The organism is Streptococcus sp. KHUD_016 (assembly GCF_051106465.1).
Lineage (GTDB): Bacteria > Bacillota > Bacilli > Lactobacillales > Streptococcaceae > Streptococcus.
Genome location: NZ_CP193663.1, coordinates 1,563,641 through 1,576,323 on the forward strand (window position 1 = coordinate 1,563,641; position 12,683 = coordinate 1,576,323).

Genomic DNA, 12,683 nt, shown 5'->3' on the forward strand with positions numbered 1-12,683 from the left:
AACACCTCTGATGGCTTTATTGTAGCAAGTTTTTGACAGAAATGCAAGGGACAAGAAGAATTACTTGAAGCTGATTCCGTGTTCTTTTAATTTCTTGATCGTAGCTGGGCCGATTCCCTTCAAGGCAAGAAGTTCTTTTTCAGTCCAGTTTTTGAAGTCAGAAGCTGACTTGATGCCTTCATCATAGAAAGTCTTAGCGCGATCTACTGAGAGGCCACCCAAAGTAGCTGCGAAATCTTCTACTGAATTCGCCACTTTTTGAGCTTGTTCCTTGGTCGCTTCTACTGCTTGTTCTACTTTTTTAGAGACAACTTTTCCTGCTTGGCTGGCAGATTTTTCTGCGTGTTTCACGACTTTCTTGGTCTCTTCTACAACCTTGGTCACTGTAGTTGAAAATGCACCTGAACGACGAAGGCTATTTCGTAATTGTTTTTTACGTTGGAGTTTCTTTGACATGATAAAATCCTTTCAATAAAAAATCCCTGCTCTGACAAGGATTTAATAAAGATATTCTATCAAGATTTTGGCAAAAAATCAAGAAAGTATCTGAATTTTAATAGTTTCGCTCACCAAACAAGCCTTCTGGCAGATCATGAAATCCCTTGCCTGCTTTGAAGTTTTCAAACTTACCCAGCAAGAACTGGTAGGCATCCAAGCGACTTTCATAGCGAATCATGGCATCTTTGGCACGCTCGTCTTGGTCTTCTTCGTAAACCTTCTGACTTTCCTTGTGCGCCATGTCGTTGATCATGATCTGGGTATTAACCCAGGCCTCAAATTCCTTCATAAATTCTTGTTCGTAACTCATTGCTTCTCCTTATTCTAATCCACGGAAGTAGTCCGTATCAATCTCACGATAGGGCTGAATGTCCTGAACATACTCTAGCACGCCTTGGAATTCCCCGTTCTCATCGTGTACCGCAGCGTAGGTGATGTGGACAAACTTGCCTCGCGACTCAGACTTGAACCACATTTCATACTTGTCCTTGAGCCCTTCACGAAGACCTTTCATAACGGCCTTCACCTTTTCTAGGTACTTGGGCGGATGGCAGAGTTCAACATTGCGTCCGACTTGGGACGGCGTCCGTTTGAAAATCATCTCATCAGCTGGCGCATTGTCATTGTAATACTGGAAAATATCGTCTTTATTGACAAAGGTAATCTCCATGGGAAGGTGATTGAGGATGAGGTTGGCCTGCTCTACGGAGAGATAGCCATTGCCAAATACCTGTTGACTATGGCGGTCCAGCACCGCTTCCTTTTCCTTAGGGGTAAAGGTAATGGTAAACTGGCCTTCTGGCGTATCGATAACTTGTTGCACTTGGCCTTCAGCCGTGTCTAGTTGCACGGGCTCCTCTGCACTATTTTCCTCAACGAAACTCTGGCGTTCTGGCACCCATTTCTCTGACGGACGGATGATGGCATAGCCGTAGGCATCGCTCTCCTCCGCAATCTGAAGCCAGTCATCCTGCGTAAAGGACTCAAGGAGAATCATGAGAAGGATGGACTCTTCCTTGAAAATCATACTTTCAAACTCTGTTGCAAAAGCTTCAAAATCTTCTTTTACACTGCTAATGGACACTTCTGGCAGTGACTTGGCTGTCGCTAGAGCTGTCTGAAAGAGTTCCCTGATCTGGTCATCCACTCCCCACATAACTTTTGGAGGTGAGTCGTGTCCATAGCGCTCCATGATAGGAAAGAAGAGCTCTTCCTTGCGCTGGTAGTGGATATCAAATTGCCCCAACAGCCCCATTTGACGGACCAAACCCTTGCGCATCTCTGCCAGCATTTCCTCGTCTTCCATAGACTCATAGGTATCTAACAATCTCCGAATGCGAATCAAGGCAGCACGGAGGGCCAGATTTTCATCCTTGAAGACGCGAACGGGGTGGCCAGGATGCTCGGTATCCTCTACTTCGACACCCTTAACAGCGTTTTTAAAAAGATTAGCATGGACATCACAGAGCTCCATGACATCTTCAAAGGTGACTCCTGAATCTGAGTTCATCAGCTCGTGCTCCATGAGAGAAATCTCGATGGCTGACACACCTGTAAAGGTCGCATCAAAACGCTCCTGAACTGACTCAGGAGAGGCGCCATTGTGCAATTCTAACAAAATATCCCGTAGGATATGAATCCGTTCATCTGCCATTAGTCTAATCCAATCACTTCATAGCCGTTCGCTTCCAACGTGCGGACAATCTTGTCCATAGGAGTTCCTTCGAGCTTAGAACCCTGTTTGAGTGATACCTTGCGACCGACTGTGTTGCGCATAAAGGGGTTAGCAAGTGGTTTAAAACCTAGCTCTACTAGGATTTCCAAGACTTCTGGATGCTTGTCCACCACTTCTGCAACGGGAATTGACACATCGATGATATTGTCCATGACGACCTCCATGTATGTTCTAATACTCAATGAAAATCAAAGAGCAAACTAGGAAGCTAGCCGCAGGTTGCTCAAAACAGTGTTTTGAGGTTGTGGATAGAACTGACGAAGTCAGTAACCATACCTACGGCAAGGTGAAGCTGACGTGGTTTGAAGAGATTTTCGAAGAGTATAAAATGATTTTACTGCTTATATTATACCATATGGGAAGAGATTAAAAAACTAGCAGAAGAGTTCCTGCTAGTTTCTTTCACTTCAAGTTATTCCTTATCCTCTGGTTTTGCGAGCCACTGGGCTACATCCATCAGCTTGTCAGCAAGCAGTACTTTCCCGAAACCTACTAGAGCATTGTCATCTTTTTTCATGTTCTTCAGGACTTTGATGCTTTGCATCACGAAAAAGTAATTCCCGTAGGTCTTGGCTAGAATTTTAATGAACCCCATATTACTCACCTTCGATGATTTCTGCTTCTTTTCGGATGGTATCAATGTCTCTTTGATATTGCACTTCATTGTAGTCGACTAGCTTGGACAATTCCTGTTGCAATCTTTCTCCCATCGGTTTCATGGTCGCAAAGGTTAAGCCACCAGAAATGACTCCACCTAGGATAGGAATCACTTTCCCCACCCCTTTAGCTAGGCCTCCTTTTGTCAGATTGACACCAAAAATTTTCAAAATTTTCTCTAAAATTGGATACCAGAGGGTCTTTGTCAAGGCTTTCTTGTTCACTACTTTTATGACTTGCTTGGCTACTGTCACACCGCCTGATCGAAGCAGGGCACCTGCGCCATTTACTCCCAGCATCACTCCGAGATACAGTAGGAGGGTGTTTTTAGCTTCCTCGCTTAACTCATTGCGCGATGCCCAAAGATCATCAAATCCGTAAATATAGCCTAGTTCCTGAGCTAGTTTTAATGAAAAAGCGTAAAACTGGGCTACATCTGTCGGGATGGTGATCGCCATGACAATCCCTCCAGGTAGACCTGCCAAAACCGAAGTTCCACTGGCTAACAGGACATTATCCTTAATACAGGCCTTGGCTACTCTATCCAAGCTTTCTTGAGGCAACAAAGAAGTCGGTCCTTGTTCAATCAAAGTTGGAATATCCTTACGGTCTAATTCCTTTGAAAATTTTTCTACTAAAAATTTCTCTCGATCAACTTTGACCACGGGTAATTTTACCACTTGTTGCAGTACTTGCATAGCTATATCTTGTTTAGCCATATGTCTCTCCGTTTTTCATTTATATCAAGCTTTATCATATCATACTATTTGAAATTTACAAATTTTTTAAACTGATTTTTATCAGATAGATATATCGTCAAATAGCAATGATCATACTCTGGCAACAAAAAAGAGGGTTCCCCCTCTTTCTTAGTTCTTATCCAGATTGCGTAGCATCTCGTCAATCTTGTTTCCATATTCAATGGACTCATCTTTGACGAAGGTTAAATCTGGGATTTTGTACAATTTCAAATTGCGACCAAGTTCACGTTTGATGGTACCAGTTGCTTTTTCAAGCCCGATTTGAGCTTTTTGGTTATCCGAAGCAAGGTTACTCAAAATGGTGTAGTAAACCTTGGCAACAGACAGGTCACCCAGCATCTGAACATCTGTGATGGTCACACCTTGGACACGCGGATCACGGACTTTCTTTTGCAAAATCTCATTGACTTCACGCTTGATTTCCATGCCCACACGATCCGTACGGAAATGATTTGCCATGATATTCCTTTCTCTACTTTGAACCAAAAGCTAGGCCAGCAGACCTAGCTATTTTTAATAGATAGAGGAACTAGAGCCATTTGAATCTAGGAAACAAGCCTTTGATAGAACTAAAGTTCATCAAGGCGCTGTTGACAACGAGTCAAATGAGCTATCGTTTCTCTATTATCGTTTGATTTCTTCCATGACGTAGGCCTCAATCACATCATCAGTCTTGATATCATTGTAGCCATCAATCATCAATCCACCTTCACGACCGTTTGTAACTTCTTTCACGTCGTCTTTGTAGTGTTTCAAGCTTGCGAGTTCACCGTCATAGATAACGACACCGTCACGGATAACACGGACTTTAGAATCACGGGTAACCTTACCGTTGATAACCATAAATCCACCGATGGTTCCGACTTTAGATACCTTGAAGGTTTCACGGATAACTGCTTCACCGATAACTTTTTCTTCGAATTCAGGATCAAGCATCCCTTTCATGGCTTCTTCCATCTCTTCGATAACCTTATAGATAATGCTGTGGAGACGGATTTCTACATCGTCAGCTTCAGCTTGTTGACGCGCTTGTGGTGTAGGGCGTACGTTGAAACCAACGATAAAGGCATTTGAAGCTTCCGCAAGGGTCACGTCAGATTCGTTGATAGCACCGACTGCCGAGTGGACGATGGTAACTTTGACACCTTCCACATCGATCTTTTGAAGCGAGGCAGAAAGGGCTTCAACAGAACCTTGTACGTCGGCCTTGATGATAACGTTAACTGACTTAAGCTCACCAGCTTTAAGTGTATCAAAGAGGTTTTCAAGGCTGACACGTTGGGTAGCTTGACGTTGTTTCATAAGGGCACGTTTGGCACGTTCTTCACCTGCTGCACGCGCAGATTTTTCATCTTCGTAAACGGCAAAGTGATCACCCGCCATTGGCGCTTCGTTCAAACCTGTGATAGAAACTGGCGTTGATGGGCCTGCAACCTTGACACGGCGACCAAGATCATTGGTCATGGCACGGACACGACCGAAGGTATTTCCGACAACGATTGGGTCTTGAACATTCAAGGTACCTTGTTGAACAAGAAGGGTTGCGACCGCACCTTTTCCTTTATCCAAGCGAGCCTCGATAACGGTACCGATGGCACGAACTGTTGGGTCTGCCTTGAGTTCTTGGATTTCAGCTACAAGAAGGACTGTTTCCAAGAGTTCTTCGATATTTTGGTTGAATTTAGCTGAGATTTCAACAAATTCAGAATCTCCACCCCAAGCTGTTGACATAACCCCATGCTCTGCCAATTCACCGATAACACGTTCTGGATTGGCACCTGGTTTATCAATCTTGTTGATAGCCACGATAATTGGAACGTTTGCCGCTTTTGAGTGGTTGATGGCTTCGATTGTCTGAGGCATAACCCCGTCGTCGGCCGCTACGACCAAGATGGTAATATCGGTAACAGATGCACCACGCGCACGCATAGAAGTAAAGGCCGCGTGTCCTGGTGTATCAAGGAAGGTGATCTTCTTGCCATTTTCCACGATTTGGTAGGCACCGATATGCTGCGTGATACCACCCGCTTCACCTGTCGCAACACGGGAGTTACGAAGGGTATCCAAAAGGGTTGTTTTACCATGGTCAACGTGTCCCATGATGGTTACAACTGGTGGACGCTCAACCAATTCATCTTCGTTAAGATAGCCATCTTCGACAAAGAAACGTTCGATGTCGGCATTATCCACTTCAACCTTTTGTTTGGCTTCGATACCGTAATCCACCATGAGGAGTTCGATGGTTTCTCCATCCAAGGATTGGTTTTGTGTGGCCATGACACCCATCATAAAGAGTTTCTTAACGATTTCTGCCGGTTCACGTTTGATACGTTTTGCGATTTCCGCAACAGTCATACCATCTGTATACTCAAATTCTGTTGGCAATTCGTGGAACTTACGCTCTGTAACAGGTTTTGGAGTCTGGTTACGGTTGTTTTGCTTGTTCCCTTTTTTATTTTTCTTGTTGTTATTCCAGTTACTATTTCTTTGATTTCTCACTTGATTCTGACTACTTCGATTCTTTTGTTGTTTTCTAGGACCATCTTCTTCGTGATCATAATCGTCACGTTCTTTGTCTGGTCGAGCTTGTTTTTTACGACGTGTATCCACTGGCGCTTCTTTCGCTACAGGAGCTACTGTTACGGCTGACTGCGTTTGTTCAGCTAGCTTAGCAGCTTCTTCAAAGATTTCCTCTGGTTCCTTGCGTTTATTAGCTTGAGCCAAGGCTTCTTTGGCAGCTTGCGATTGTTTGAAGCGCTCCTCGCTTGAGCGTGCGTACTCTGCATTTTGCTCTGCTTTTAGGGCTGCTGCACGGGCTTTAAAGTCAACACGTGGGCTAGCTTGTTTAGGCTGGAAGTCTTGTTGCTGACGGCGATCATTGCCACGATTCCCTTGACCTTGTGGTTTTTTCCCTTGGTCGTTGAAACGGCGATTGTCGCGGTTTCCTTGACCAGGTTTGCCACCATTACGGTTGTCATTTTTCTGACGGTTGCCGTTTTGTTGGTCACGGTTGTTGCCCTTGTTTTGTTTGCGTCGCTCTGCCTGCTCTTTGGCACGCGCCTCACGCTCCGCCTTGAAGTTTCGACTTTGTGGTCTTGCGGCCACTACTTTTTCTTCCTTAGGAGCTGCAGGTGTAGCTGATTTGCTTTCTTCCTTTGCGGCAGCTGGTTTAGATGATGCAGGCTTTTCAGCTTTCTTTTCTACACTTGCTTTTGGTGCTGCAGGTTTTACTTCTGCCTTAGGAGCAGGTGCAGGTTTAAAGCTAGCTGCGATTTGTTCAGCAGCAGCAGCTTCCACGCTTGATGAGTGGCTTTTCACATCCAAGCCCAACTCTTTTGCACGCGCTACAACTTCTTTACTTTCTTTTCCAAGTTCTTTTGCGATTTCGTACAATCTTTTCTTAGACAAATCATGTCCTCCTCTTCTATTCCATAAGAGACCTCATTTTCTTTGTAAATCCAGCATCTGTCACAGCCAAAACCTTTCTCGATTTTCCGACTGCTATGCTTAATTCCAGTGTTGAAAACACGGTTATAACTTCTACTTGATAATAGTCACTTTTATCTTGAATCTTCTTGGTCAGATTGGGACCAGCATCATGAGCTAGAAAGACTAGCTTGGCTTTCTGGTCTTGGATGGCTTTAACCACCAATTCCTCTCCTGATATGATCCGGCCTGCTCGTTGAGCAAGTCCCAAGAGATTACTTATCTTTTGCTTATTCAAGTCCTAACTCTCTTCTTTTCACTTTGTGATCCACATAAGCGATCAACTCGTCATAAAAGCTTTCTTCCACTTCCATGTTAAAGCTACGGTTAAAGACTTTCTTCTTTTTGGCCTCTAGGGCTTCTGCATTGTCTAGCTTGATATAAGCGCCACGGCCATTGGCCTTGCCTGTCGAATCGATAAAGACCTGTCCTTCTTTGTTCTTGACAATGCGGAGCAAATCACGCTTATCAATCACTTCATTGGATACAACAGACTTGCGCAAAGGGATTTTTCTTGTTTTCATCTTTCCCTCCTCTAGCAGCTTTTATTCTTCGATCAATTCATCCGCAGCTGCGTAATCAACTTGACCTGCTTCTTCCATAGCTTCAAATTCGCTGGCAGACTTGATATCGATACGGTAACCCGTCAAGTGAGCCGCCAAGCGAACGTTTTGTCCACGACGACCGATAGCAAGAGAAAGCTTGTTATCAGGTACAACGACCAAGGCACGTTTGCTGTCATTTTCATCAAAGATAACTTGGTCAACCTCTGCAGGTGCGATAGCATTGTAGATAAACTCAGCTGGATCTGCTACCCACTCGATAACGTCAATGTTTTCTTCGACAGGAATCATGCGGTCGCTCTTGGCGTCGTAGCGAGCTGGGTGGAATTTGCTGGTGATTTTCTTGATATTGGCACCACCACGTCCAACGATTGTCCCGATAGCGTCCACGTTTGGATTGTGGCTACGAACGGCAACTTTCGTACGGTCACCAGCTTCACGAGCCACGCTCATGATTTCAACAGTTCCATCATACACTTCTGGAATTTCTTGCTCCATCAAGCGTTTGATCATTTCAGGATGACTTCGGCTAACAAAGACGTTGACACCACGAGGGTTGTCTTCAACTTTATAAACGTAAACCTCAATACGGTCGTGGGAAGCAAAGACTTCTCCAGGGATTTGGTCTTGTTTTGACAATTGGGCTTCGATGCTACCAAGGTTAACATAAATGAAACGGTTGTCAAAGCGTTCTACCGTACCAGACATGATTTCTTGTTCATGTTCCTTATAAGTATTGTAAGTGATGGCACGTGTTTGCTTGCGCATTTTTTCCATGATGGTTTGTTTAGCAGATTGGGCTGCTACACGACCAAACTCAGCAGGTGCTTCTTCAAACTTGATTTTGTCACCAAGCTCATAGGCTGAATTAATGGCAAGGGCATCTTTCAAGCTGATTTCCAAACGACTATCAAATACTTCATCAACCACTTCACGGACAGTATAAACTGTAAAGTCACCTGTTTTTTCATTGAAGTCAATAGCTACGCTGTCAGATTGACCATAGCGTCTGCGATAAGCGGAACGAAGCGACTCTACTACTGCGTCGATGATGTCTTCTTTTTTGATTCCCTTGTCTTCTTCCAAAATGCGGAAGGCCTCTAGCATTTCTTTACTCATGTTCTTTTTACTTTTGAATCCTCAAAAGCTATCCTTTCTTTTCTATAGTTTTACTGCTAAACGTGCTTTTGATACTAAACTGTATGGAATTTGGACGGTTTTCTTACGTGTCTTGTCCATATATTCCATGGTCAACTCATCCTCTTCAAAGGATACCAAAGTTCCTTCAAAGACTTTTTGTTTATCGATGGCTTGGTAGAGCCCGACATGGATGTATTTCCCAACTGCTCCAGCGACAGCATCCTTGGTTTTCAAAGGACGTTCCAAGCCTGGACTGGTGATTTCTAGGAAATATTGTTCTGGGAAGGGATCTGGCTTGATAGTGTCTAGGACAGGACTGATGATTTCTGTCAGGTCTGCCGTGTCGTTCAAGGTAATTCCTTCGGGTTTATCTACAAAAATACTGAGAATCATGTCACTGCCAATCTTTCCATACTCGATATCCACGAGCTCGAAAGGCGCTTGGATGACAGGTTCTACAACTTCTCTGACTAATTCTACGATTGTTGCGATTGCGTCCACCTCCTCATAAGCAAGAGGCGAAGATATTTCCCCGCCTCTCTTTCTCATATTCTTACTATCAGTATAGCACGTTTGTCAATTTATGTAAAGTATTAGCACTCAAACAGCTGGTTTTCAAGCTATTTCTTAAAATTCTGCCTCAACTCGGTAGATCACTTGACCTTTGCTGGAGAATTTTTGCTCATATTCTGTCATGACATTGCCTTCAAAATCACTGGCATGCAAGTCTAGCCAAACACCATTGAGTTTCATCCCATACTGAGAAAAGCTCACTAGACTATACTCAAATAAGCCACGGTTATCTGTCTTGAAATGGATTTCCCCATTCTCAGGCAAGATGCGCTTGAAGGTATCCAAGAAACTCTTGTAAGTCAAACGACGTTTTTCATGGCGTTTTTTAGGCCAAGGATCAGAAAAGTTTAGGTAGAGACGATCAATCTCACCGTCTTCAAAGTAGTCTGTCAAATCTGAACCATCTACCCACAGCAATTTGATGTTGGGCACTCCAACTTCTAATACCTTATCCAAGGCATAACTCAATACCGACTTTTGGATATCAATCCCGATATAGTTGATGTCAGGGTTTTGTTTGGCCATTCCTGATACGAAGGCCCCTTTGCCACTTCCAACTTCAACATGAATCGGATGATCATTTCCAAACAAGTCTCGCCATTTCCCTTTAGCTTCCAAGGGATTGAGGACCACATACTGGGGATTAGCCTCTAGTAATTCTGTCGCCCCTTTACGATTTCTAACTCTCATCTCTTCTTTCCATACTTATCACGGAAGACGCGCAAGGCATAAATCTCCCGGTTTACATTGTCTAAATCTTGATTTTCACAGTATTTGGCAATCTGGTTCAAGTAAGAATACTGACCATACCAATACAATTTATCTAACACTGTCTGATTGTACTTATAGCCGTAGTCTCTCAACCATTGACGCCACTGATGATCTGGAATGTAGTGGCATAGCAAATGCGCCACATCAAACATACGATCTGTCAGACGAACCGAATCCCAATCCACTAGATAAACAAGACCACTCTCTGTCTCAATCCAATTACTATGGCGAAGGTCTCCATGCACAATCGTTGCATAATCTTCCCTAAAGCCTGGAACCGTCTTACCTAGCTCCGCAATCACACTGTTCAAATAGTGATTCTGCTTCAAGATTTCTGGTACTCCTTGTTGCCAAGAACGTAGCAAATCAACTGGTGTTTCCATGGTATAGCCCAAACGGCTCAACTGCTTCATCAAGGGACGCGAGCGGTGAAGGCGGTTCAAGATATTGATAATCTGCTTGCGATTCATGTCGTAAGGGGTCAATATTTTGCCCATCAACCATTCCTGAGCACACATATCACTGCCATCTGGCAAACGACGAGTCCATAGTAATTGAGGAGCGATTTGTTCTCTGGCTAGGCCAGGTAGGATTGGAGAGGTGTTCATTTTTACAAAGACGCGCTTCCCATCAGGGTAGCTTCCCATATAAGCCTTGCCGCTCTTCCCAGGTATAGGGGTCAGCGTTAGCTCATTATCACCCAAGTCCATTTCTTTCCTCCGTATAAAGTTTCCTTACTATTCTACTAGTTTTTGGTCTATTCGTCAACCGCTTCACACCCGATTCCCAAAGAAAAGCATCTCAATTGATTCAGGCTATCATTATAGCTTAAAGAAGGCAAGCACCGTCTTTCTGCTTACCTTTTCATGATTTTTAGAAATAAGTTAAAAGTGGCAAACTGTTGTAAGACATGTGGACTAGAGTAGAAACCCACAAATTTTGGCTCTTTTTGTAAGCAAAGCCCAGCAACAAGCTCCCAAGTAGATAATAGAAAAACGAAGGCACATCATAAGGTTCATGCATGAAAGAAAAGAGAGAGGAAGTCAGTACAAGCCCTAACCAAGAATTTTCAAATATAGCCCCCTGAAGAAGTCCTCTGAACATGAGTTCCTCCTGGATTGGTCCCAAAACTATAACACTTACAATAAAGGAAAGCGGAAGCCCTTTACTCGTTTCCTCAAGGTGTTGAGCCGAGGCACCAGATGCAACTGAGAAAAAAGCATAATAGCCTATATTTACCAGCACCGTGAGAAGAAAGATTCCAATGAACAGCAAGAGTTGTTTCTTACTTAAAATCCCAAAAGAAATCATATCAAACCATCTCGCATAGCCAAAACTAAGGAAAAGCAAGAGACTCTTTATAATAATGAATGTGTACTGGTGTTGAAAATAATCCCCTTGATTAATGGAATAACCCGCTGCACCAACGATTGCAAATACTAAAAATCCAAAAAACAAGGCATGACACTTATTGAAAATGGCCATAAAGCTATCCTCCTCAACAAACAAACTTTCCTACAAGTCATCCTTTAGCTCTAGTCTTTCCAAAACAAACCATTTTAGTAACCAAAATCCGATAACATAACCAGCTCCTAAGAATATAGCCATAAAAGCTAACATGGGATTCAGGGAAGAAAAGACCGCCGCAGATACAAAGGTTAACACAAAAACATTAAAGGCAATGGTATCAGAAGCCAAGACTAGAATATAAGGTGTCAACCAGTCTAAAGTTTTTGAATCTAGAAAAAATAAGTGTTTATACATGATGAACTCCTCTATGGCTGAAAAGTAAACCTTTTGGTTTTTTCACCCCAAGACCCTATGTAGAAAAGTGAGCAAAAATGGTAATGTCGCTACGATATTATTGATAACATGCACCGCATAGGATGGATAAATGCTCTTGGTATAGCGGGTCAAACCAGCAAAGATGATTCCAACTGTTGCAAAGACGAAGATATCTAACAGACTAGGTAGGCTTGAAAAATGAGGGAGAGCAAATAAAATAGAAGGAAGAAGCAAATCAAGACCAAATCGCGAATGCTTAAAGAAAGCGTGTTGCAGTAATCCTCTATAGATTAACTCTTCCATCAGTGGAACCAGAAAGAACAGGGCTATATAAATACCTAGCTCTGCAAAGTTAGTCCCACTATAACCAATCAATACAGCCCAACCTTCCGCAGTTGACTGAACATGTTTAGCTGTCTGAACGTTAAAAGAGATCTGGAACACTACCACTAATACTGTCAAAATCGAATACCAAAACCATTTTTTTCTTGGAATGCGAAAGAGATAACCATGGCCTGTCTTAACAAGAACCACAATCATGACTCCAATAAAAAGTAAACTCAAGATATTTTGAATCCAGAATAAATTGCCTATCTGAGAAGAAAATTGCCAATAATTTTGAACGATGAGCGTTAGCTGAGAAAGGCCAAATACGAAAAATAGGTAGGATAAAATTGCACTTGTTTTGAATAGAAGCTGATACTTTTTCATAGA

General features: G+C 43.1%; 17 protein-coding genes. All 17 read right to left on the minus strand.

Translation table 11 applies throughout. The annotated features are described in order from the left end of the window. Positions 1-60: 60 nt before the first annotated feature. Entirely contained in the window at positions 61-456 is a 396-nt protein-coding gene (locus ACORHV_RS07505; protein ID WP_042902047.1) for a helix-hairpin-helix domain-containing protein, read from the minus strand. A 97-nt stretch (positions 457-553) separates the two neighbouring features. Then, positions 554-808, minus strand: a complete 255-nt coding sequence (locus ACORHV_RS07510; RefSeq protein WP_000119707.1) for a DUF1912 family protein — start codon at positions 806-808, stop codon at positions 554-556. A 9-nt stretch (positions 809-817) separates the two neighbouring features. Continuing rightward, on the minus strand, positions 818-2,152 hold the full coding sequence (locus tag ACORHV_RS07515; protein WP_084944858.1) for a DUF438 domain-containing protein: 1,335 nt from the start codon (positions 2,150-2,152) through the stop codon (positions 818-820). Continuing rightward, complete coding sequence (locus ACORHV_RS07520; RefSeq protein WP_084944859.1) at positions 2,152-2,385, minus strand: DUF1858 domain-containing protein; 234 nt, start codon at positions 2,383-2,385, stop codon at positions 2,152-2,154. The genes ACORHV_RS07515 and ACORHV_RS07520 overlap by 1 nt, the downstream gene beginning before the upstream one ends. Before the next feature lie 260 nt (positions 2,386-2,645). After that, a complete protein-coding gene (locus tag ACORHV_RS07525; RefSeq protein WP_434397996.1) occupies positions 2,646-2,828 on the minus strand; it encodes a hypothetical protein in 183 nt (60 codons plus the stop codon). A gap of 1 nt (position 2,829) precedes the next feature. Further along, complete coding sequence (locus tag ACORHV_RS07530) at positions 2,830-3,609, minus strand: hypothetical protein (protein WP_434397998.1); 780 nt, start codon at positions 3,607-3,609, stop codon at positions 2,830-2,832. A gap of 150 nt (positions 3,610-3,759) precedes the next feature. Then, the gene (rbfA, locus tag ACORHV_RS07535) at positions 3,760-4,110 is read right to left on the minus strand and encodes a 30S ribosome-binding factor RbfA (protein WP_001273601.1); all 351 of its coding nucleotides are present in this window, start codon (positions 4,108-4,110) and stop codon (positions 3,760-3,762) included. Positions 4,111-4,275: 165 nt separating this feature from the next. Continuing rightward, a complete protein-coding gene (gene infB, locus ACORHV_RS07540; protein ID WP_434398000.1) occupies positions 4,276-7,059 on the minus strand; it encodes a translation initiation factor IF-2 in 2,784 nt (927 codons plus the stop codon). Positions 7,060-7,075: 16 nt separating this feature from the next. Beyond that, the gene (locus tag ACORHV_RS07545; protein WP_001041396.1) at positions 7,076-7,375 is read right to left on the minus strand and encodes a YlxQ-related RNA-binding protein; all 300 of its coding nucleotides are present in this window, start codon (positions 7,373-7,375) and stop codon (positions 7,076-7,078) included. After that, entirely contained in the window at positions 7,368-7,661 is a 294-nt protein-coding gene (gene rnpM, locus ACORHV_RS07550) for an RNase P modulator RnpM (protein WP_049500979.1), read from the minus strand. The genes ACORHV_RS07545 and rnpM overlap by 8 nt, the downstream gene beginning before the upstream one ends. Before the next feature lie 21 nt (positions 7,662-7,682). After that, positions 7,683-8,819 carry a transcription termination factor NusA gene (nusA, locus tag ACORHV_RS07555; protein ID WP_000032277.1) on the minus strand — a complete coding sequence of 379 codons (1,137 nt, stop codon included), beginning with the start codon at positions 8,817-8,819 and terminating at the stop codon, positions 7,683-7,685. Positions 8,820-8,861: 42 nt separating this feature from the next. After that, positions 8,862-9,341 (minus strand): ribosome maturation factor RimP, encoded by a 480-nt coding sequence (gene rimP / locus ACORHV_RS07560; RefSeq protein ID WP_000338695.1) that lies wholly within the window; start codon positions 9,339-9,341, stop codon positions 8,862-8,864. Between the two features lie 126 nt (positions 9,342-9,467). Then, positions 9,468-10,103 (minus strand): tRNA (guanosine(46)-N7)-methyltransferase TrmB, encoded by a 636-nt coding sequence (trmB, locus tag ACORHV_RS07565; protein ID WP_001266088.1) that lies wholly within the window; start codon positions 10,101-10,103, stop codon positions 9,468-9,470. Further along, on the minus strand, positions 10,100-10,894 hold the full coding sequence (gene ccrZ / locus ACORHV_RS07570) for a cell cycle regulator CcrZ (protein WP_101800379.1): 795 nt from the start codon (positions 10,892-10,894) through the stop codon (positions 10,100-10,102). Before ccrZ ends, trmB begins: the two co-directional genes overlap by 4 nt. A 163-nt stretch (positions 10,895-11,057) precedes the next feature. Continuing rightward, positions 11,058-11,669: a CPBP family intramembrane glutamic endopeptidase gene (locus ACORHV_RS07575; protein WP_070800399.1), complete on the minus strand. Its 612-nt coding sequence runs from the start codon at positions 11,667-11,669 to the stop codon at positions 11,058-11,060. Between the two features lie 30 nt (positions 11,670-11,699). Further along, positions 11,700-11,948, minus strand: a complete 249-nt coding sequence (blpZ, locus tag ACORHV_RS07580) for an immunity protein BlpZ (RefSeq protein ID WP_061454541.1) — start codon at positions 11,946-11,948, stop codon at positions 11,700-11,702. Between the two features lie 42 nt (positions 11,949-11,990). After that, positions 11,991-12,680: a CPBP family intramembrane glutamic endopeptidase gene (locus ACORHV_RS07585; protein WP_070800398.1), complete on the minus strand. Its 690-nt coding sequence runs from the start codon at positions 12,678-12,680 to the stop codon at positions 11,991-11,993. Positions 12,681-12,683: the final 3 nt, after the last annotated feature.

Bases quoted from the DNA above. Each gene is read 5' to 3' on its own strand.
- ACORHV_RS07505 (WP_042902047.1), bottom strand. From the start codon at position 456: ATGTCAAAGAAACTCCAACGTAAAAAACAATTACGAAATAGCCTTCGT.
- ACORHV_RS07510 (WP_000119707.1), bottom strand. From the start codon at position 808: ATGAGTTACGAACAAGAATTTATGAAGGAATTTGAGGCCTGGGTTAAT.
- ACORHV_RS07515 (WP_084944858.1), bottom strand. From the start codon at position 2,152: ATGGCAGATGAACGGATTCATATCCTACGGGATATTTTGTTAGAATTG.
- ACORHV_RS07520 (WP_084944859.1), bottom strand. From the start codon at position 2,385: ATGGACAATATCATCGATGTGTCAATTCCCGTTGCAGAAGTGGTGGAC.
- ACORHV_RS07525 (WP_434397996.1), bottom strand. From the start codon at position 2,828: ATGGGGTTCATTAAAATTCTAGCCAAGACCTACGGGAATTACTTTTTC.
- ACORHV_RS07530 (WP_434397998.1), bottom strand. From the start codon at position 3,609: ATGGCTAAACAAGATATAGCTATGCAAGTACTGCAACAAGTGGTAAAA.
- rbfA (WP_001273601.1), bottom strand. From the start codon at position 4,110: ATGGCAAATCATTTCCGTACGGATCGTGTGGGCATGGAAATCAAGCGT.
- rnpM (WP_049500979.1), bottom strand. From the start codon at position 7,661: ATGAAAACAAGAAAAATCCCTTTGCGCAAGTCTGTTGTATCCAATGAA.
- nusA (WP_000032277.1), bottom strand. From the start codon at position 8,819: ATGAGTAAAGAAATGCTAGAGGCCTTCCGCATTTTGGAAGAAGACAAG.
- trmB (WP_001266088.1), bottom strand. From the start codon at position 10,103: ATGAGAGTTAGAAATCGTAAAGGGGCGACAGAATTACTAGAGGCTAAT.
- ccrZ (WP_101800379.1), bottom strand. From the start codon at position 10,894: ATGGACTTGGGTGATAATGAGCTAACGCTGACCCCTATACCTGGGAAG.
- ACORHV_RS07575 (WP_070800399.1), bottom strand. From the start codon at position 11,669: ATGGCCATTTTCAATAAGTGTCATGCCTTGTTTTTTGGATTTTTAGTA.
- blpZ (WP_061454541.1), bottom strand. From the start codon at position 11,948: ATGTATAAACACTTATTTTTTCTAGATTCAAAAACTTTAGACTGGTTG.
- ACORHV_RS07585 (WP_070800398.1), bottom strand. From the start codon at position 12,680: ATGAAAAAGTATCAGCTTCTATTCAAAACAAGTGCAATTTTATCCTAC.